The sequence below is a fragment of the Herbaspirillum sp. BH-1 genome (assembly GCF_002870055.1).
Taxonomy (GTDB): domain Bacteria; phylum Pseudomonadota; class Gammaproteobacteria; order Burkholderiales; family Burkholderiaceae_D; genus Herbaspirillum; species Herbaspirillum frisingense.
The window spans coordinates 13,918-33,262 of the sequence record NZ_PKOI01000034.1 but is presented as its reverse complement, the minus strand read 5'-3'; the positions used below and the strand labels follow the sequence as shown (position 1 = coordinate 33,262).

The 19,345-nt window shown below is 63.8% G+C and carries 20 protein-coding genes; 17 read left to right on the top strand and 3 right to left on the bottom strand.

Going from position 1 to position 19,345, the window contains the following annotated elements; genetic code table 11:
- Window positions 1-169: 169 nt before the first annotated feature.
- The 8 genes from HBH1_RS24345 to HBH1_RS24310 all read left to right on the top strand — a co-directional run bounded on the left by HBH1_RS24345 (window position 170) and on the right by HBH1_RS24310 (window position 7,162).
- Complete coding sequence (locus HBH1_RS24345; RefSeq protein ID WP_233207697.1) at window positions 170-793, top strand: methylamine utilization protein; 624 nt, start codon at window positions 170-172, stop codon at window positions 791-793.
- A gap of 40 nt (window positions 794-833) precedes the next feature.
- Window positions 834-3,224, top strand: coding sequence for a putative bifunctional diguanylate cyclase/phosphodiesterase (locus HBH1_RS24340; protein ID WP_102664708.1), 2,391 nt, complete (start codon window positions 834-836; stop codon window positions 3,222-3,224).
- A gap of 61 nt (window positions 3,225-3,285) precedes the next feature.
- Window positions 3,286-4,329 (top strand): DUF3034 family protein, encoded by a 1,044-nt coding sequence (locus HBH1_RS24335; RefSeq protein ID WP_102664707.1) that lies wholly within the window; start codon window positions 3,286-3,288, stop codon window positions 4,327-4,329.
- A gap of 18 nt (window positions 4,330-4,347) precedes the next feature.
- Window positions 4,348-4,785 carry a group I truncated hemoglobin gene (locus HBH1_RS24330; protein WP_369878652.1) on the top strand — a complete coding sequence of 146 codons (438 nt, stop codon included), beginning with the start codon at window positions 4,348-4,350 and terminating at the stop codon, window positions 4,783-4,785.
- Window positions 4,786-4,927: 142 nt separating this feature from the next.
- The gene (locus HBH1_RS24325) at window positions 4,928-5,299 is read left to right on the top strand and encodes a COG4315 family predicted lipoprotein (RefSeq protein ID WP_102664705.1); all 372 of its coding nucleotides are present in this window, start codon (window positions 4,928-4,930) and stop codon (window positions 5,297-5,299) included.
- 29 nt (window positions 5,300-5,328) lie between these two features.
- Entirely contained in the window at window positions 5,329-5,901 is a 573-nt protein-coding gene (locus HBH1_RS24320) for an RNA polymerase sigma factor (RefSeq protein WP_102664704.1), read from the top strand.
- Complete coding sequence (locus HBH1_RS24315; protein WP_102664703.1) at window positions 5,898-6,779, top strand: anti-sigma factor family protein; 882 nt, start codon at window positions 5,898-5,900, stop codon at window positions 6,777-6,779. The genes HBH1_RS24320 and HBH1_RS24315 overlap by 4 nt, the downstream gene beginning before the upstream one ends.
- Before the next feature lie 194 nt (window positions 6,780-6,973).
- Complete coding sequence (locus HBH1_RS24310) at window positions 6,974-7,162, top strand: hypothetical protein (protein WP_006463975.1); 189 nt, start codon at window positions 6,974-6,976, stop codon at window positions 7,160-7,162.
- Between the two features lie 101 nt (window positions 7,163-7,263).
- Here the strand turns inward: HBH1_RS24310 and HBH1_RS24305 are convergent, their stop codons facing one another.
- Both HBH1_RS24305 and HBH1_RS24300 read right to left on the bottom strand, forming a co-directional pair.
- Window positions 7,264-8,334: a nucleotidyl transferase AbiEii/AbiGii toxin family protein gene (locus HBH1_RS24305; RefSeq protein ID WP_102664702.1), complete on the bottom strand. Its 1,071-nt coding sequence runs from the start codon at window positions 8,332-8,334 to the stop codon at window positions 7,264-7,266.
- A complete protein-coding gene (locus HBH1_RS24300) occupies window positions 8,331-9,050 on the bottom strand; it encodes a DUF6088 family protein (protein ID WP_102664701.1) in 720 nt (239 codons plus the stop codon). Before HBH1_RS24300 ends, HBH1_RS24305 begins: the two co-directional genes overlap by 4 nt.
- A gap of 241 nt (window positions 9,051-9,291) precedes the next feature.
- Here HBH1_RS24300 and HBH1_RS24295 point away from each other — a divergent pair, with 241 nt between their 5' ends.
- The 5 genes from HBH1_RS24295 to HBH1_RS24275 all read left to right on the top strand — a co-directional run bounded on the left by HBH1_RS24295 (window position 9,292) and on the right by HBH1_RS24275 (window position 13,654).
- The gene (locus HBH1_RS24295; RefSeq protein WP_102664700.1) at window positions 9,292-9,480 is read left to right on the top strand and encodes a YjfB family protein; all 189 of its coding nucleotides are present in this window, start codon (window positions 9,292-9,294) and stop codon (window positions 9,478-9,480) included.
- Between the two features lie 268 nt (window positions 9,481-9,748).
- The gene (locus HBH1_RS24290) at window positions 9,749-10,051 is read left to right on the top strand and encodes a helix-turn-helix domain-containing protein (RefSeq protein ID WP_102664699.1); all 303 of its coding nucleotides are present in this window, start codon (window positions 9,749-9,751) and stop codon (window positions 10,049-10,051) included.
- Window positions 10,048-11,388, top strand: coding sequence for a type II toxin-antitoxin system HipA family toxin (locus HBH1_RS24285; protein WP_102664698.1), 1,341 nt, complete (start codon window positions 10,048-10,050; stop codon window positions 11,386-11,388). Before HBH1_RS24290 ends, HBH1_RS24285 begins: the two co-directional genes overlap by 4 nt.
- On the top strand, window positions 11,385-12,284 hold the full coding sequence (locus HBH1_RS24280; protein ID WP_102664697.1) for a pseudouridine synthase: 900 nt from the start codon (window positions 11,385-11,387) through the stop codon (window positions 12,282-12,284). Before HBH1_RS24285 ends, HBH1_RS24280 begins: the two co-directional genes overlap by 4 nt.
- Before the next feature lie 92 nt (window positions 12,285-12,376).
- Window positions 12,377-13,654 carry a M20/M25/M40 family metallo-hydrolase gene (locus tag HBH1_RS24275; RefSeq protein WP_102664696.1) on the top strand — a complete coding sequence of 426 codons (1,278 nt, stop codon included), beginning with the start codon at window positions 12,377-12,379 and terminating at the stop codon, window positions 13,652-13,654.
- A 236-nt stretch (window positions 13,655-13,890) separates the two neighbouring features.
- Here the strand turns inward: HBH1_RS24275 and HBH1_RS24270 are convergent, their stop codons facing one another.
- Complete coding sequence (locus tag HBH1_RS24270; RefSeq protein WP_077236797.1) at window positions 13,891-14,559, bottom strand: GntR family transcriptional regulator; 669 nt, start codon at window positions 14,557-14,559, stop codon at window positions 13,891-13,893.
- A gap of 148 nt (window positions 14,560-14,707) precedes the next feature.
- Here HBH1_RS24270 and dctP point away from each other — a divergent pair, with 148 nt between their 5' ends.
- Genes dctP through mdcA form a run of 4 tightly spaced genes read left to right on the top strand, consistent with a single transcriptional unit; the run spans window position 14,708 to window position 19,319 of the window.
- On the top strand, window positions 14,708-15,730 hold the full coding sequence (gene dctP, locus HBH1_RS24265) for a TRAP transporter substrate-binding protein DctP (protein WP_102664695.1): 1,023 nt from the start codon (window positions 14,708-14,710) through the stop codon (window positions 15,728-15,730).
- Window positions 15,727-16,305: a TRAP transporter small permease gene (locus HBH1_RS24260; protein ID WP_102664694.1), complete on the top strand. Its 579-nt coding sequence runs from the start codon at window positions 15,727-15,729 to the stop codon at window positions 16,303-16,305. Before dctP ends, HBH1_RS24260 begins: the two co-directional genes overlap by 4 nt.
- Window positions 16,302-17,651 carry a TRAP transporter large permease gene (locus HBH1_RS24255; RefSeq protein WP_102664693.1) on the top strand — a complete coding sequence of 450 codons (1,350 nt, stop codon included), beginning with the start codon at window positions 16,302-16,304 and terminating at the stop codon, window positions 17,649-17,651. Before HBH1_RS24260 ends, HBH1_RS24255 begins: the two co-directional genes overlap by 4 nt.
- On the top strand, window positions 17,652-19,319 hold the full coding sequence (gene mdcA / locus HBH1_RS24250; RefSeq protein WP_006463963.1) for a malonate decarboxylase subunit alpha: 1,668 nt from the start codon (window positions 17,652-17,654) through the stop codon (window positions 19,317-19,319).
- The last annotated feature ends 26 nt before the right edge of the window (window positions 19,320-19,345 follow it).

Genomic DNA, 19,345 nt, shown 5'->3' with positions numbered 1-19,345 from the left:
GGGCGGGGTTGCTCCGGGGTAATTCAGAAACTCCCCTATATGAACCGCGAAGGTCTTCCGTATAGTGCAGGGTGAAGGGAAAGCTGGTCGGCTGCGCCATGGAGGTGGCGCGCCGGGCCGGCTCCCGCCGTCACCCATTTTTCCATCAAGCGATATGCAGAACAAGAACATGCGCCGCAGGGCAGGGCTGCTCGTCAAGGTCATGGCATGTATCTGGGCCGCTGCTGGCGCCTGTGCGGCGCAGGCTGCAGTCTCGGTGCAGGTCCTCGATAGCGCCGGTCAGGTGGTTCCCAATGCAGTGGTCTACGCCGAACCGGCCGCCGCCGTCCCCGCACCCGCCAAGCCGCCGCGACAGGTCGAGATCGAGCAGAAGAACAAGACCTTCATCCCGCTGGTGACGGTGGTGCAGGCCGGCACGCCCATCCTGTTTCCCAATCACGACAATATCCGGCACCACGTCTATTCGTTTTCCCCGGCCAAGACCTTCGAACTGAAGCTTTATTCAGGCGTGCCCGGCAGCCCGGTGGTCTTCGACAAGGCGGGAACCGTGGTCCTGGGCTGCAATATCCATGACGAGATGGTGGCCTATGTGCAGGTGGTCAATACGCCCTATTTCGGCGTGACCGATCGCAGCGGCACGGTCCGGCTGGATGGCCTGGGCAATGGCCGCTATACGCTCAAGGCCTGGTATTTCACCATGGGCCCGAACCAGGCCGCAGTGCAACAGCCCCTGGAGGTCCAGGGCGATGGCAAGACCGCCATCAAACTCAACGTCAAGGCGGTTCCGCTGTAGGGCGGCACCGTCCAGGGCAAGCAAGGGAAACGGGGCTAGGGTGCGTCTCTACCGTCTGGAAAGCAAGATCGTTGCGCTGTTCATCGTCCTCATCGTGGTGGTGCAACTGGCCGGCTTCGTGGCGATCCGTACCGCCATCGACCGCAACGCGCGCAGCGCCATCAGTGACGAGCTGGTGATCGGCGAGCGTGTCTTCACGCGCCTGCTGGACCAGAACGCCCAGAAACTGACCCAGGGCGCAAGGCTGCTGGCCTCCGACTTCGGCTTCCGCCAGGCCATTGGCACCGACGACCATGACACCATCGGCTCCGTGCTGGCCAACCATGGGGCGCGCATCGGCGCTTCCATGGGCATGCTGATCGCCACCGACGGCACGATTCGCGCCTCGACCTTGGAGTACCCCGACACCGACCTCCAGCGCAGCAGCCTGGAACTGGTGCGCAAGGCCGACAAGGACAATGCCAACGGTGCCGCCGAGAGTGTGGTGGTGGGGGAGAACCTGTTCCAGATCGTGGCCGTGCCGATCAAGGCGCCGGTCACCATCGCCTGGGTGGTCATGGGCTTCCCGGTGGATCGCGATCTGGTCAATGACATGCGCGCCCTGTCGCAGCTGCAGGTGTCCATCCTGGTTCGCCAGCGCGGGCGCCCCGACTGGGTGTCGGATGTATCGACCCTGGCCAAGCCGGAGGCGCAGATGCTGCTGCATGAAGTGGGCGACGTGCGCGCTGCCGGCCCGGCCGATTTGCAGATCGACGGCAACCAGTATCGCGCCCGCATCCTGCCGCTGGCGCAGGCCAGCAACGGCCAGCAGGCGGTGGCGGTGTTGCAGCGTTCGGTCAGTGAAGCAGTGGCACCCTATCAGCGCTTGCAGCTGATCCTGCTGAGCATTACGGTATTGGGCGTGCTGGGTGCGGCAGTGGCCAGCGCCGTGATGGCGCGGCGTATCACCAGCCCTCTGCGCGAGCTGGCCAGCGTGGCCAAGCGCCTGGGCGCGGGCGATTACAGCGAGAGTCTGTACATCCGGCGCCAGGACGAGATCGGGCGCCTGGGCGCCGCCTTCGAAACCATGCGTGGCGAGATCGCCAAACGCGAACTGAAGATCAGCCGGCTGGCCTACCAGGACCAGTTGACCGGCCTGCCCAACCGGCTGCAGTTCGCCGATCTGCTACGGGACGCCATCATCGACGGCGGGGAATCGCCGGGCGGTACCTGCCACATCCTGATGATGGACCTGGACCGCTTCCAGCAGGTCAACGATGTGCTGGGTCACCGTTTCGGTGACGACCTGCTGCGCCAGGTGGCGTCGCGCCTGACGGCTCAGCTGCTGTATCCGGGGGCCAAGGTGGCGCGCCTGGGCGGCGACGAGTTTGCCATCCTGCTGCCCGGCGTGAACCTGGAAGGCGCACTGGCGCAGGCGACCCATATCCTGCGGGCGCTGGAGCAACCCTTGTCGCTGCAGGAACAGACGGTGGACCTGGGCGCCGGCATCGGCATCGCCGGCTATCCGGCCCACGGGCGCAGCAGCGATGTCCTGCTCAGCCGGGTCGAGGTGGCGATGTACACCGCCAAGCGCAAGGGCAGCGGGGTGGTGGTCTACGATCCTGCCATCGACCGCAGCAGCCAGGAAAGCCTGTCACTGCTCTCTGAACTGCGCCGCGCGCTGGAGCGCGACGAATTCATGCTCTACCTGCAGCCCAAGCTGGACCTGCCCTCGGGCGAGGTGTTCGGGGCCGAAGCGCTGGTGCGCTGGCTGCATCCCGACAAGGGCTTCATCGGCCCGGACAATTTCATCCCGTTTGCCGAGACCACCGGGTTCATTCGCATGCTGACCATCTGCATGATGGAAAAGGTCGCCAGCCTGTCGGCGCAACTGCAGCGCCAGGGCATTGCCCTGAAATTCTCGGTCAACCTGTCCACCCGCGACCTGCTGGACCAGGAGCTGCCGGGCGCCTTCGCCGCCATCGTCGAGCGCCACGGACTCACGCCCGCCGCGCTCTGCCTGGAGATCACCGAGAGCGCCATCATGGACGACCCGGCGCGTGCCCAGAACACGCTGGACCGGCTGGCGGCCATGGGTTTTGCCTTGAGCATCGACGATTTCGGCACCGGTTATTCCTCGCTGGCCTACCTGAAGCGGCTGCCGGTGCGGGAGCTGAAGATCGACAAGTCCTTCGTCATGAAGATGGCGCAGGACCAGGACGATGCCAAGATCGTGCGCTCCACCATCGATCTGGGCCACAACCTGGGCCTGCGGGTGGTGGCCGAAGGGGTGGAGAGCGAAGAGGTCTGGTTCCTGCTGCGGCAGATGGGCTGCGATCAGGGACAAGGCTATTTCATGGGCAAGCCCATGCCGGTCGAGCGCTTCCTGGAATGGCTGCAGCAATGGCGCGCGCCGGAGGCGCCGGACCAGTCCGAAAACATGGCGGTATGAGCGGCGGCGAGGGGCCGCCAGCATCAATGACGGATCAGACAAGTGGGGCAGGGGGAGTGGGATGAAGAACACCATCAAGGGCGGCGCTCTGGCGCTGTTGACAACGCTCTCGGCACCTGTGCTGGCGCAGATGAGCGATGCCGAACGCGACGCCTGGGCGCTGGCCCAGCAGCAGAAGGCAGCCCGGGCCATGCGCGCCGGCGCGGCCGCCGCAGCGGCACCCTCTACGCCCTCTACGCCCACGACGACCGGCGAGTCCACAGCGCCCACAGCACCCGACGATCGCCGCTGGATGCCCGACCTGGGCAAGCTCACCGCCACCGGCGGCGTGATCCAGGTGGAAGGTGCCGGTGGCGGTGGTCTCACGCCCTGGGCCCTGATCACCGGCTACGGCACCCGCGACAGCTATGGTGCCAATGCGCACTACACCTATCTGTCGACCCAGGATTACACCTTGAAGTCCTACGGCGTGGCCGTCGGCATCCTCGACCGTATCGAACTCTCGCTGAACAAGCAGGAGCTCTATGGCAGCCTGGCGCCGCTGGCCGACCTCAAGATCAGCCAGGACATCGTCGGCATCAAGCTCAAACTGGCGGGTGACGCCGTCTACGACCAGGACCGCTGGTTGCCGCAGATTGCCGCCGGGGTCATGTTCAAGCACAACAATGGCATCGGCGGCCTGGGGGCGGTTACCAGCGTCAAGCAACTGGGCGCAGCCAGCGACGCCGGCATCGACTATTACCTCGCCGCCACCAAGCTCCTGCTGCAGGAAAGCCTGCTGCTCAACGGCACGCTGCGCCTGACCAAGGCCAACCAGATGGGCCTGCTCGGCTTCGGCGGCGACCAGCGTGATCGCTACCAGGCCATGGGCGAGTTCTCGGCGGCCTACCTGATCAACCGCAAGCTGGCGCTGGGCGTGGAATACCGCATGAAGCCGCGCAACCTCGCAGCCGACCATGAGAAGGACTACTACGATGCCTTCCTGGCCTGGTTCCCCAGCAAGAACCTGTCGATGATCCTGGCCTACGTGGCGCTGGGCGACATCACCGTCTACAACCCCAAGCGGCAGCGCGGCGTCTATCTGTCGCTGCAGGCCGGATTCTGAGCGCGAGGAGCAGCCATGATGAGACAGCAGATAGCGCGCGTCGCCGCCGCCCTGGCCCTGGCCGGTACACTGGGCGCGGCTCAGGCGCAGACGCCGCCGGATGACAGCCTCTACCGCGCCCTGGGCGGCTTGCCGGTGCTGCAGAAAGTAGTGGATGACTTCATGGCCAACATGCTGGCCGATCGGCGCATCAAGCATACGTTTGCCGAGTCCAATATCGAGCGCGTCAAGCAGAAGCTGGTGGAACAGTTCTGCCAGTTGAGCGGCGGTGCCTGCGTCTACACGGGTGACCCCATGCGCGAAGTGCACCAGGGCCTCAAGCTCAGCAATGCCGACTTCAATGCCCTGGTGGAGGACCTGCAACTGGCCATGGACGCCAACGGCATCCCCTCGCACACCCAGAACCGGCTGCTGGCCCTGCTGGCACCGATGCAACGCGAGACCGTCAGCCGCTGATGGTGCGGCCGCGCCGCGGCTCAGGTAAAAATATTTTTTGCAGGGACGGGAATAATGCAGGGGCCGGTCTCGTATACGTCGACATGGGTATGGCATAACGCGTAACCCGTAACCTGTAAGCCCACCAAGAAAAGGAAATGACATGAGACTGCTCGCAAGCTCCCTGCTGGCCCTGGCCTGCGCCTCGGCATCCCTGACCGCCTCCGCCCAGAGTGCCGGCGTCAAGACCATGGACGGCATCCTGGTCGATGCCAAGGGCATGACCGTCTATACCTTCGACAAGGACACCGCCAATAGCGGCAAGAGCGTCTGCAATGGCCCGTGCGCCAAGCTGTGGCCGCCGGTGACACCCATGGGCATGCCCGCCGCGCCGTATTCCACCGTGACCCGCGACGACGGCAGCGCCCAGCTGGCCTATCAGGGCAAGCCGCTGTACCTGTATGAAGCCGACAAGAAGCCCGGTGAGCGCACCGGTGACAACTTCAAGGACATCTGGCACGTGGTCAAGCCCTGATCTGAGACACCAGGCATCGGGAGCGCCCCATGTTCGGACGCAAGGCCAGGCTGGAACGGCAACAGCGCGAACGACAGGCCGACGAGCAAGCCATGCTCGCCTGCCTGCCACGCCTGCGCCGCTACGCCCGGGCCCTGACCGGTGAACGCGAGGGCGCCGACGATCTGGTGCAGGACACGCTGGAACGTGCCTGGCAAAAGCGTGATAGCTGGAAGCGCGGCACCGACATGCGTCCCTGGCTGTTCGCCATCATGCATAACCTGCACGCCGACCAGCGCCGCAAGCCGGCGCTCAATACGGTGGAACTGGAACTGGAGCAAGGGGAAACTATCGCGGCCCCCGCGCCGGCTACCGACCAGGGGCTGGCGCTGGACCTGGAAGCGGCCCTGCAGGCGCTGCCGGCCGAACAGCGTGAAGTCCTGTTGCTGGTGGTGCTGGAAGAAATGCGTTACGAGGATGTCGCGGTGACCCTGGGCATACCGACCGGTACCGTCATGTCGCGCCTGTCACGCGCCCGCGAGCGCCTGCGCCACGCGATGGACGGAGCGGGTGGCCTGGGTGGTCTGGGTAGCGCCGGTTCGACCCTGAAGGTGGTGAAATGAAGACCCCGGCAATTTCCGAAGAAGAGCTGCATGCCTATGCCGACGGCCAGTTGCCGGCATCGCGTGCCGGCGAAATCGCCGCCTGGCTGGAGCAGGACCCCGCGCACGCCGCGGAGTTGCAGCAGGTGCGCGCCTGGCGCGCCCAGAATCGCGCCTTGCATGCGCACTACGACCCGGTGCTGGAAGAAGCACTCCCCCCCCGCCTGGCGGCTGCGGTGCTGGCGGGCGGTGAAGAATATCGCCGCCGTGATCAGGGCGCAGCCGCCAATGCCGCCAACGCCGCCAATAGCGCGCTCTGGTGGCGCTACGCCGCCATGCTGCTGTTGACCCTGGCCGGTGGCCTGGGCGGCTGGTACCTGCGTGACTTCGCCGCCGGCAGCAATCTGCGCACCCAGGTGGCCTCGGCCCCGGTGATGCTGGCACGCCAGGCAGCAGTGGCCCATACCGTCTTCAGCGCCGACCTGCGGCGCCCGGTGGAAGTCGGCGCCGACCAGGAACAGGCCCTGGTGACCTGGCTGTCGCGCCGGCTGGGTGCCAATGTGCGCGCCCCCAAGCTGGCCCCGCTGGGCTATGACCTGATTGGCGGTCGCCTGCTGCCCGGCCAGAGCGGGCCGGTGGCACAGTTCATGTACCAGGATGCGGCGGGTCAGCGGCTCACCCTGTATGTCTCGCACGACCAGGTGCAGAACCACGAGACGGGCTTCCGTTTCGCCCAGGAAGGCCGCGTCAACGTCTTCTACTGGATCGACGGCCAGTTCGGCTACGCCCTCTCCGGCAGTCTCGCCCGCCCGGAACTCTCGCGCATTGCCAGTTCGGTCTATGAGCAACTGGCCCCCGTGGTGACCGCTCCCGCCCCGACCCCGGCTGCGCCCAACTGAATGGCTTAGCCACCCGGTTTACAAGTGCAAAAGCGGGTAAGGAAGGGGTAATCACCGTCAAGGGACGCTGCCTGGCTGCCGCTAACACATTCACCCATGACGTAAAGCTTGTACCGCCGTGCAGGGGGGGATCTGGAAACACGGACGGGCAGGCCGCGTCATGGCCCCGTTGCAGTTCACACAAGGAGTTTCATATGGAGCTAGCAACGCTCGCCAGCGGCGCAGCAACGGCCTGGCTGGCCGACAAGGCGGCGCAGTCCGTCGGTATTGATCTGGGCAAGGTCGCCAAGACGGCGGTGGATGATGTGATCGGCGCGGCCACGACCGTGGCGCGCCTACCGGCCAATATCAATATCGGCCGCATCATCAATACCATCGTCTAGGTAGCCAGGGCGTGCAGGATGGCGCTCAGTGAATGGCATCACTTGATCGCACCCCTCGGGGTGCGATTTTTTTCATCTTGACGTGTGGTCATTTTTGTTCGCTACCCTCGGCTTGCAAGGAGTGCGCCCTTCACCGCCTCATTGGCGAGCTGTTCGAAGTGTTCTGCACTGCGCAGCACGGCATCGAATGGAGGGATGTCCCCGAAGACCATTCCGGCCATGGCTTCATAGTCTTTTTCAAGGGCCTCTCGCATCGCGCGGCCGGGTGTCAGCGTGAAGCTGCCGGGTACAGCAATACCGAGCCCCAGATCGGTGCTACCGAAAAACAGGCTTGCATGACGCGCACAGTCGGCCGCCAGCGCATGATCGCGTTGCCAGCTGGCGGCAGAAGGGGCCTGCATCAATTGATGCACATCGTAGTAATGGCGCGAGACGCGTTGCCCGCCGTGTCGCAGCTCACCGCGCCGATCATGCCATTGCCGTAGTCCATGCAAAATCATGATCTTGTCCCAGAAGGTGCGCTCGGGCTTCACCGTGACCACGTTCGGCACCGTCAAGTCCAGATCTGGGAGGTCTTGTGAGACGTAAGGGGTGACGGAGGCCGCAACATGTGGATCGAGTGCCGACTTGGCTCCGGCCTCTATCTTGACGGCTGAGCGGATGTAGTCGCCGGCTGCCGCCGTGACGGAGGGATACCAGAACAGCAAGGTCTGCCCATCCTTGTCGGTGGGATCAGGCTCCAGTCGAAAGCGCTCTCGGGCTATGACAGAGGCCGCCTTTTGGGTGAACTGCACGCTCAGTGTCCCCGCAATGTAATCCCGGCATGCATCGCGTATGGCGTCCAGACGCGCACGCCGTTTCTTGCCGCTCAATGCATCCAGCTCGGCAATCTCGGCGCCCTGGCCCAGATCATCGCGAAACACGGTGATGTCGATGTCTTCGGAAAAGCGGGCAATGAGACCAAAGGCCTTGGAGAGCGAAGTGCCCCCCTTGAACAACAGTCGGGGGCCTACCGCTTCCAGACCGTTAAACAGTACATCCAGTGTCCAGCAGACCCAGAAATCCTTCTCGATGTGTTGGATGGCTGTCCCGAGGCGAGCTGAGGCCGCGAGAAAGAGGTCTCGCCGTTCGGCATCGCTGGCGGCGATGACAGAGTTGAATGCGGGATTCAAGGGGCCTCCTCGCGTTTGACCGAGCGGCGTCGCCTCTCCGGTGGTGTTTCGCCGATCAGCGATGGGGTTGTTGCTGCAGATGCAGCTAGTGGGTCACATCCGGGAAGCTCCCGGAGCAGACTCTGCATCCACGCCGGCAATACCTTGAAACCTGCAAGCAGGTCCTGTCGGAGTGCCGGGCCGTGAACCGGATCAGCCAGAACCTTGGTCAGTTTGTTCAGAACAAGGGAGCGGTCGGATTGGAGAGTCTCCTTCAGCCAGTACAGCGCTTGTACGATGCGCATGGCTGGTCGCCCAGCCCAGTAGAGGCGACTGGGGGCGGTTTGCTTGAATGTGATGACCAGATTGTCCAACTGGATTGACCGGCGGCGCGCATCGGTGTGGATAGTGACGCGCGTGGGCACGGCATCGGTCAGGCCAAGGTCATTGGCGGCGGTCATGCCATCGACCAGCAGGCGCAGGTTATCCCTGCGCGCAATGGCCTGTATGACAGCACGATAGTCCGGTGTGGTGGGACGCTTGGTCAGGCTGTTGAGCGAGGGCCGGTCATAGAGCCCCCTATCGATGCGACGCAATTCTCCCGCCTGCACCATGCGCTGCAGCGTTTTATCGATGGCATCGCGACTAGCGAGATGGGCAAAGTCGGTAGGTACCCAGACTTGTCCGGGTTCTGCGGTGCTCAACTCGGCTTCTACCCGGGATTTCAGTGCAGACATTCTTCCTCCTGTCCGGTATTTATATGCATTTTTCGGACATAAGGCAAGGTAGTGTCCGAAACTTGTTTATTTATTTCGGACGAAGATGTGTTTGCCCTCAAGCGAGGGCGTTACCTGCATGACGCGGACGACAACATCTCGAAAAATTTGTTGATTGACGTAAAGAAACGCGATTCAATGCCGTAATTGAAGCACCGGGCCGGGCATCTTCTGGTTCGGTTTCCCCCAAAAGGAGAGATCCATGGATATCAACCAAATCGCATCGGTCGCCACTAGCCTGGCCTCGGCGCAGACTTCGGACTCAGTCAACATGCTGGTCCTGAAGAAGGCGCTGGATAGCCAGGCCGCCGCGGCCGTCGGTCTCATCCAGGCATTGCCGCAGTTGCCGGCCAATCCCAATATTGGCCGCAACGTCAATACGACCGCCTGAGTGCTTGCACAGACTTTTAAAATCGCAGTCTCCGGACTGCGATTTTTTTTGCCTGCTTGCCGGATGCTTCACCTGAGGTAGGTGCGGCGCTACGCCTTCCACGCTCCTAGCCCGTTCGGGGTGCTTAGTCCTGAAGACAACTTCATATCATCAAAAAATAACAATAAATTAGGCAATTATTGAAAAGTACAATTAAATAGTCTTGCAAGTCACGGTATGACTAATATAATGGACTTCAAGAGGAAAGCCCATTTCATTGGATCAGACGATGACCAACCTGCAAGACATCGGCCAGCGCATCCGCACCGCCCGCAAGGCGCAGGGGCTGACGGCCATCGAACTGGCGGCGCGCACCGGCATGCACCGCAACACCTTGCTGGCGCTGGAAACCGGGCGCGGCAACATCGAACTGGTCAAGTTGCTGGCCCTGTGCGACGAACTGGACCTGGACCTGTTGCTCCTGCCCCGTCAGGCGGCCAGCCAGCGGGCGGCCGAGAGCCAGGGGGCGGGCAGCCAGACCGAACTGGGCCAGCGCCTGCAGGCGCTCATGGGCAGGGGAGGCGAGGCATGAGCATGTTGCGCTCCCTGCGCATCCGCCTGGGCCAGACTGAAGTGGGCTCGTTGTTCGCGCTGGATGACGGTCGCTGCTATTTCCGCTTTGACGATGCCTACGCCCTGCTGGGACCGCAGCGGCCGGTACTCTCCCAGCTCTACCTGGCCTCCACCGAGGAACGTACCCTGGCTCAGTTGCTCGACCCCACCCTGGCCGTGAATCGGGGGGACGGACGCGGCGGATTGCCGCCGTTCTTCCAGAACCTCTTGCCCGAAGGCCAGTTGCGCAAGCACCTGATCCAGCGCGCCGGTCTGGCGCCGGATGACGAATTCGGCCTGCTGGCCTATTGCGGTCGGGACTTGCCTGGCGACGTCTCGGCCCTGGCCGAAGAGCTGGACGAGCGGGGAATGGGCAGGCTCTTGGGGCAGGGGCATGACAGCTACGAAATGAGCTCCGGCCAGTTGCCGGTGCCGGGCGGGGAATCGCTCTCCGGCGTGCAGCCCAAGCTGGCCCTGGTGAAGGAGGCGGGCGGGCGCTACGTGATGCGCTCCAAAGACAGCCACGGCAGCCATTTCATCGTCAAGCTCCCGGCCACGGACTATCCCAACATGCCGCAGGTGGAATTCTCGTCCCTGACGCTGGCCGCGGCTGCGGGCGTGAATACGTGCAGTTTTAGCCTGGAGCCCCTGTCGGCCATCGCCGATCACCTGCCCTTCGGGCTGCGCAACGATGCCAGCCGTTTCCTGCTGGTACAGCGCTTCGACCGCGATGCGCCCACTCCCACCGGGCGTCTGCACATGGAGGATTTCGCCCAGATCACCGGCACCGCACCGGGTGCCAAGTACGTCGGGACCTATGCCGCACTCGGTGTGGTGCTGGCCGAGCGCAGCACGCGCGGGGTGGAGGATGTCTACGAGTTGCTGCGACGGATCAAGGTCAACGAACTACTGGGCAACTTCGATGCCCACCTGAAGAACTTCAGCCTGCTCTACTACACGCCGCAGGCGGCCTCCCTGTCGCCGGCCTATGACATCGTGGCCTATGCCGCCTATGTCGGCGGCGATGGGCATGCACTGGCCTTCCTGCCGGGGCAGAAGGGCAAGCAATTGCTCACCCCCGCCATCCTGCGCCAGCTGGCCAACCTGTGGCGCCTGCCGGAAGCCAGGTTGCAGGCGGTGCTGGTGGAGACGGTGGACCGCGCCATGACGCACTGGCCCGCCCTGATCGACAGCCTGCCCTTGACCGAGGCCCAGCGCGCCAGGTTGCTGGCCCATCTGGAGGCCAATGCCAGCGTCGTCGCCTGGCGCCGGCGCGCCGCCCGCAAGAAGAGCGTGTCCGGCGCGGAGGGCGCATGAGGCCTACCCCGACCCTGCCCATGCGCAACGGCCTCTCGCCCAGCTACCTGTGGCTGCAGCCGGGGCCGTGGCGCGACATGCTGTCCTTCCTGGTCGAACGCTTTCCGGCCGTGCCGGCCGCGCTCTGGCGCGAGCGCCTGTTACGCGGCGAGGTGCGCAACCAGCACGGCGAAGACCTGCGTCCTGATTCAGCCTATCGCAGCGGCGACTGCATTTTCTATTACCGCGAACTGCCGCAGGGCGAGCCGCGTATCCCGGTCGAGGAAAAGATCCTGCACCTCGACGAGCACCTGCTGGTGGCCGACAAGCCGCATTTCCTGCCGGTGATCCCGACCGGGCGCTTCGTGCAGGAGACGCTGCTGGTCCGGCTCAAGCAAGCTACCGGTCTGCAGGACCTGGTTCCCATCCACCGACTGGACCGGGAGACCGCAGGCGTGATCGTCTTTTCGCACCAGCCGGCCAGCCGGGGCAAGTACCAGTCGATGTTCCAGCAACGCGCCATGTTCAAGGTCTATGAAGCCATTGCCCCCTTGCGGGCCGACCTGGAGCTGCCGCGCGTGCATCGCAGCCGGGTGGAAGAAATTCCCGAGCAGTTCTTCAAGATGCATGAAGCCGAGGGCCCGTCCAATTCGGAAACCCATATTTCCCTGATCGAGCAGCGCGGGGAGCTGGGCCTGTATCGACTGGAACCGGTCACCGGCCGGCGCCATCAGTTGCGGGTACATATGGCCTCGCTGGGCATCCCCATCGTCAATGACCTGTTCTACCCGCACGCGGTGCCGGTGGGCGTGGCCGATGATCTGGATCGCCCCCTGAAGCTGCTGGCGCGTTCCCTTTTCTTCATCGATCCACTCGATGGCAGTGAACGCCACTTCACCAGCGAACGCAGTCTGTGAATCAGCCTCACCCACAACCAGCCTCACCCACAATTAAGCTCACCAACAGGGATGATCACAATCCCGCCCATCCACCCAAGGAGAATCCCTGCATGAAACCTTTCACCCAACTGCGTTGCACGGCCCTCGTCGCCGCCCTGTGCCTGCCCGTGCTGGCCCAGGCCGCTCCCGTGGAGCCGGTCTATGGCATGGCCCGCCAGGAACAGGCCGGCCTGCTGGACACCCTGCGCGAACTGGTGAGCATCGAATCCGGCAGCAAGGACCTGGAAGGCCTGGCGCAACTGGCCGGCCTGATCAAGCAGAAGCTGGAGGCGCTGGGCGGCAAGGTGCAGTTGCTGGACGCGCCCGAGGTCTATCGCATGGACGATACGCCAGAGAAGCTGGGCCAGATCGTCCATGCTGAATTCAAGGGCAACGGCAAGCGCAAGATCATGCTGATCGCCCACATGGATACGGTCTATCTGCGCGGCATGCTCAAGGACCAGCCCTTCCGCGTCGATGGCAACAAGGCCTACGGGCTGGGCATTGCCGACGACAAGCAGGGCATCGCCACCATCCTGCATACGGTGGCCATCCTGCAGAAGGCGGGTTTCAAGGACTACGACACCCTGACCGTGCTGATCAACGGTGACGAGGAAATCAGTTCGCCCGGCGGACGCTCCCTTCATACCCGGCTGGGCGCGGAGCAGGACGTGGTGTTGTCGTATGAGGGCGGTGGTGCCGACGGCCAGTTGCGCCTGGCCACCAGCGGTATTGGCGCGGCCTACCTGGAGGTGAAGGGCAAGTCCTCGCACGCCGGTGCAGCGCCTGAGAAGGGTGTCAACGCCTTATATGAACTTTCGCACCAGTTGCTGCAGTTGAACCAGCTTTCCCAGCCCGAGCGTGGCCTGAAACTGAACTGGACCGTCGCCCAGGCCGGTAGCAACCGCAACGTGATCCCGGCCCAGGCCAGCGCCCAGGCCGATGCGCGTGCGCTGAAGGTGAGCGACTTCGAGCAGTTGCAGCAGGCCCTGGCCGAAGGGGTGAAGAAGCAGTTGATTCCGGAAGCCAAGGTGAGCGTCAAGTTCGAACTGCGTCGCCCGCCGCTGGAAGCCACGCCGGCGTCGCGTCAGCTGGCCAACTACGCCCGCACCATCTACCAGGAAATCGACATGCCGCTGAAGGTGGCGGAGGTGGCCACCGGTGGCGGCACCGACGCGGCATTTGCCGCCTTGAAGAGCAAGGGCGCGGTGATCGAGGGCATGGGTTTGAGCGGCTTCGGCGCCCACTCCAATGACGCCGAATACGTGCTGCTCGATACCATCGTGCCGCGTCTGTACCTGTCCTCCCGACTCATCATGGATATTGCACAGGACAAGGTGAAGAAGTGAAGTAAAGCGCTTGCCAGGCTGAAACCGTTCGGACTGAGTAGGCCCTCTAGGGCCGTATCGAAGGCGCTGCTCAGCTTGTGGCGCGCCTTCGATACGCGGCTACGCCGCTACTCAGGACGAACGGTCAGGGGTGGCGCGAGCAAAGTCTGAGCAAACTTTCGGGCTCGTAACAAGCTTAACTGAACGGCATTACACCCACGGGCGCCGTTTGTCATCTCAGGAAAGCAGGAAAGCAGTCAGGCCGCGGACTTCAGCTGGTGCAGCGACGCCACCAGATCGGCAAAGCGTTGTCCCTGGATCATGATGTGGTGGCGCAGGACCTCCACCGTCTTCTCGGCATCGCCGGCGATGATGGCATCGACCGCGGCCTGGTGTTCATCGAAGGACATCTTCAGGCGGTCCCGCACCCGCAGCTGCAGGCGCCGATAGGGCCGCAGGCGACGGTGCAGAGCGCGCGCCTGGTCGGCCAGGAAGCCGTTGTGGCTGCCGGCGTAGATGTGGTCGTGGAAGGCCTCGTTGAGGTAGAAGTAGGCGTCCGGATCGCTGGCGTCGCGCGCCGCCTGGCAGGCCTGGTGCGCCGCCAGCAGTTCGACATGTTCGGCCGGCGTCATCCGGCGCGCCGCCAGGCGGCCGCACATGGCCTCGAATTCGGCCATCACCTCGAACATCTCGATCAATTGCTGTGGGCCGATCTCGGCCACGATGGCGCCCCGGCGCGGACGCATCTCGACGATGCCCATCGAGGCCAGCTGGATGAGCGCCTCGCGGATGGGCGTGCGCGAGACCCCGAATTCCTCGGCCAGCGAGGTTTCATCGAGATGCTGGCCGGGTGCCAGCTTGCCCACGGCAATCATCTCTTCTATCGATTCGCGCAGGGTTTCGGAGCGGGTCTTGGGGGTGTCCATGATCAAGTTGCCTTTAAAGCAAGCATTGTAAAGGGAATGCGATCCACAGGATTAATGCTTGACAATGTATGCGTTTGAAACGAAATTGTATACACGATGAGAGCATAAAAACACACGTAGTTCCATCAATCCTGGAGGAGACACCCGCATGAGCGCATTCACCCGCCGCCAATTCCTTGGCGCACTCGCCGCCGCACCGCTTGCCAGCACCATCCCGTCCGCCTGGGCACAATCGGCCAGCCTGAAGATTTCACACCAGTTTCCCGGTGGCACGATCACCGAGGGCGATTTCCGCGATCGTCTGGTGCGCATGTTTGCCCAGCAGGTCAGCGAGCGCAGCAAGGGCGCGCTGAAGTTCGAGATCTATCCCGGTTCGTCGCTGATGAAGACCAACGCGCAGTTCTCGGCCATGCGCAAGGGCGCGCTGGACATGTCGCTGGTGCCGCTGAACTATGCCGGTGGCGAAGTCCCGGAAACCAATATCGGCCTGATGCCCGGCCTGGTGACCTCCTATCAGCAGGGCGCGGCCTGGAAGAATGCCGAAGTCGGCAAGGAGCTGGCCCGGGTGCTGGGCGAGAAGGGGGTGGTCATCGTCAGCTGGATCTGGCAGGCCGGCGGCGTGGCTTCGCGCGGCAAGCCCATCGTCGATCCGGCCGATGCCAAGGGCATGAAGGTGCGCGGCGGCTCCCGCGAGATGGACCTGATCCTGAAGGAAGCCGGCGCCGCCGTGGTCACGCTGCCTTCCAACGAAATCTATGCCGCCATGCAGACCGGGGCCATGGATGCGGCGATGACCTCGTCGACGTCCTTCATGTCGTTCCGCCTGGAAGAGGTCGCCAAGGCCCTCACCACCGGCCGTGACAAAGCCTACTGGTACATGTTCGAACCGCTGATGATGTCCAAGGCCGTCTTCGACAAGCTGCCCAAGGACCAGCAGGCGGTCATCATGACCGTGGGTGCGGAGATGGAACAGTTCGCCACCAAGGCCGCGCAGGCTGACGATATCGCCGTGGCCCAGGTGTACCAGAAGGCGGGCGCCAAGGTGGTCGATCTGAATGCCGAGGTCGTCAAGAAGTGGCAGGACATCGCCCGCAATACCGCCTGGAAGGACTTCGCCGGCCGTAATGCCAGCTGCGCCAAGCTGCTGGCCCTGGCGGAGAAGACCGTATGAGCCACGGTTTCGAGATGCCCGGCGCGGCTGCCGCGCGCCCGGCCGTCCCCGCCAGCGCCCCGGTGGCCTGGCTGGCGGCCTTCCTGCAGGGCTACCACCGGGTGGCCGTGTTCCTGGGCATGATTGCGCTGCTGGTGACGTCGTGCATCCTCACCTATTCGGTGGTGGTGCGCTATTTCTTCCACCAGCCCACCGACTGGCAGGACGAGGCCTCGGTGTTCATGCTGGTGGGGGTGATCTTCCTGTGCTCGGCCTATGTGCAGTCGCTGCGCGGGCATATCGGCATCGAGGCCCTGGCCGGCATGCTCTCGCCGCTGGCCAACAAGGTGCGCATGTTCATCGTCGATCTGTTGTCGCTGGCCTTCTGCGCCTTCTTCACCTGGAAGTCGTGGGCGCTGTTCCATGAAGCCTGGGTGGAGGGGCAGACCACCTCGTCCACCTTTGCTCCGCCGCTGTGGATTCCGTATTCGCTGATGGCACTGGGCATGAGCATGCTGACCCTGCAACTGCTGGTGCAGGTGCTGGTGCGCATTACCGGTACCGTTCCCGCCCCGCAGGCCGGAGGTGCGCAATGAGTCCGCTGACCCTGGGTGTGCTCTATGGCGTGGTCACCATCCTGGTGATGTGCTCGGGCATGCCGATCGCTTTCGCGCTGGGCGTGGTGGCGACCGGTTTCATGTATTTCTTCATGCCGGCATCCTCGCTCGATACCATCACGCAGAACGTCTATGAGGAAATCGCTTCCATCACGTTGCTGTCCATTCCGCTGTTCATCCTGAAGGGGGCGGCCATCGGCAAATCCCCGGCGGGCAAGGACCTGTATTCGGCCATCCATGCGTGGTTGAACAAGGTGCCGGGCGGCCTGGGCATCGCCAACGTCTTTGCCTGCGCGCTGTTTGCGGCCATGGCCGGTTCGTCGCCGGCGACCTGCTCGGCGATCGGCTCGGCCGGTATCCCGGAGATGCGTCGCCGTGGTTATTCGCCCGGGTTTGCAGCCGGCATCATTGCCGCCGGCGGTACGCTGGGCATCCTGCTGCCGCCCTCGATCACCATGATCCTGTACGCAGTGGCGGCCGAGCAGTCGTTGGGACGGCTGTTCCTGGCCGGTATCGGCCCGGGCGTGCTGCTGGTGTTCCTGTTTGCCGGTTATGCCGTCTATCGGGCGCGCAAGGAGTACAAGCTGGCTCATGCGGTCTACAGCGCCGGTGGTGCCAAGTCGGCCTACCTGGATGACGAGCATTTCACGCTGGCGCAGAAGGTGGAGATGCTGCCCCGCGTGCTGCCTTTCCTGATCCTGCTGATCGGTGTGATGGTGGCGCTCTATGGCGGCCTGGCCACGCCTTCCGAAACCGCCGGCCTGGGTGCGCTGCTGGCGCTGGTGCTGATCGCCATCGTCTATCGCATCTACAAGCCACGCGACATTGCGCCCTTCCTCAGTTCCACCATCAAGGAATCGGGCATGCTGTTGTTGATCATCGGCATGTCGTTGCTGTATTCCTACGTGATGAGCTACCTGCACATCAGCCAGTCGGCCGCGCAGTGGGTGGTGGACCTGCACCTGTCCAAGTGGTTGCTACTGGCGGTGATCCTGGGGATGGTGATCGTGCTCGGCTTCTTCCTGCCGCCGGTGTCGATCATCCTGATGACGGCCCCCATCATCCTGCCGCCGCTGAAGGCCGCCGGCTTCGACCTGATCTGGTTCGGCATCGTCATGACCGTGGTCATGGAGATGGGCCTGATCCACCCGCCGGTGGGGCTGAACCTGTTCGTGATCAAGAACATCGCACCCGACATCGCCTTGGGTGATGTGATCAAGGGTACGATTCCTTTCCTGGCGCTGATGTTCCTTGCGGTCCTGCTCTTGTGCATGTTCCCGGGCATCGCGACCTTATTGCCTGATCTGTTGATGGGAGCCAAGTAAATGAGTAGTAGCGAACGCGTGTGGAATGCGCGCCAGAAGAACCGTGAACAGCGGCTGGCACGCGCCACCGCCGCATTGGGAAGCCAGTTGCAGGGCAAGATCGCCCCTGCGGAAAAACTGGCCGACCTGCTGTATGCGGTGCTGGAAAACGGTGACCGTGTCTGTGTCGAGGGCAACAACCAGAAGCAGGCGGATTTCCTCGCCAAGGGTCTGGCCGCGCTCGACCCGGCACGGGTGAACGGCTTGCACATGCTGTTCTCGGTGCTGGCCTTGCCGGAACACCTGGACGTGTTCGAAAGGGGCATCGCCGACCGCCTGGACTTTTCCTTCTCCGGCCCGCAGGCCGGCCGCCTGGCCAAGCTGGCCTCGGCCGGCAAGCTCAACATCGGCGCCATCCATACCTACCTGGAACTGTTCGGCCGCTATTTCACCGACCTCACGCCGCGTGTGGCGCTGGTGGCCGCGCAGGCGGCCGACCGCCACGGCAATCTCTATACCGGTCCCAATACCGAGGACACACCGGCCATCGCGGAGGCCACGGCCTTTTCCAGCGGCATCGTCATCGCCCAGGTCAACGAGATCGTTGATGTGCTGCCCCGCGTGGACATCCCGGCCGACTGGGTCGGTTTCGCCATCCAGGCGCCTACGCCGCATTACATCGAACCGCTGTTCACCCGCGACCCGGCGCAGATTTCGGAAATCCAGGTCCTGATGGCGATGATGGCCATCAAGGGCATCTATGCCGAATACGGCGTGCAGCGCCTGAACCACGGCATCGGTTTCGATACCGCCGCCATCGAACTGATCCTGCCGACCTATGCCGAATCGCTGGGCCTGCGCGGCAAGATCTGCAAGCACTGGGCGCTGAACCCGCACCCGGCGCTGATCCCCGCCATCGAAGCCGGGTTTGTGGAATCGATCCATTCCTTCGGTTCCGAACTGGGGATGGAAGACTACATCCGCGCCCGACCCGATGTGTTCTTCGTCGGACCCGACGGCTCCATGCGCAGCAACCGCGCCTTCTCGCAGACGGCCGGGCATTACGGCTGCGACATGTTCATCGGCTCCACCCTGCAGATCGACTTGCAGGGCAATTCCTCCACGGCCACGCTCGGGCGCATCGCCGGCTTCGGCGGCGCACCCAACATGGGCGCCGATGCGCGCGGACGTCGTCATGCCAGCGAGGCCTGGCTCAAGGCCGGCCAGCAGGCCCGCGCCGGGCGCAATACCATCCCGCGTGGCCAGAAACTGGTGGTGCAGACGGTGGAAACCTTCCGCGAACACATGCAGCCGGCCTTCGTCGAAAAGCTCGACGCCTGGCAACTGGGTGAACAGGCCAGGATGCCCATCCCGCCGGTGATGATCTACGGTGATGACGTCACCCACATCCTCACCGAAGAGGGCATCGCCAACCTGCTGCTATGCCGCACCGACGAAGAGCGCGAACAGGCCATCCGTGGCGTGGCCGGCTATACCGCCGTGGGCATGGGGCGCGACAAGCGGATGGTGGAAAACCTGCGCGACCGGGGCATCATCCGACGCGCCGAAGACCTGGGCGTGGACAAGCGCCTGGCCACCCGCGACCTGCTGGCGGCCAAGAACATGAAAGACCTGGTGCGCGCCTCCGGCGGACTGTACAACCCGCCCAAGCGTTTCCGGAACTGGTAAGCAAAGACAAGTCACTGGCAAGCAAT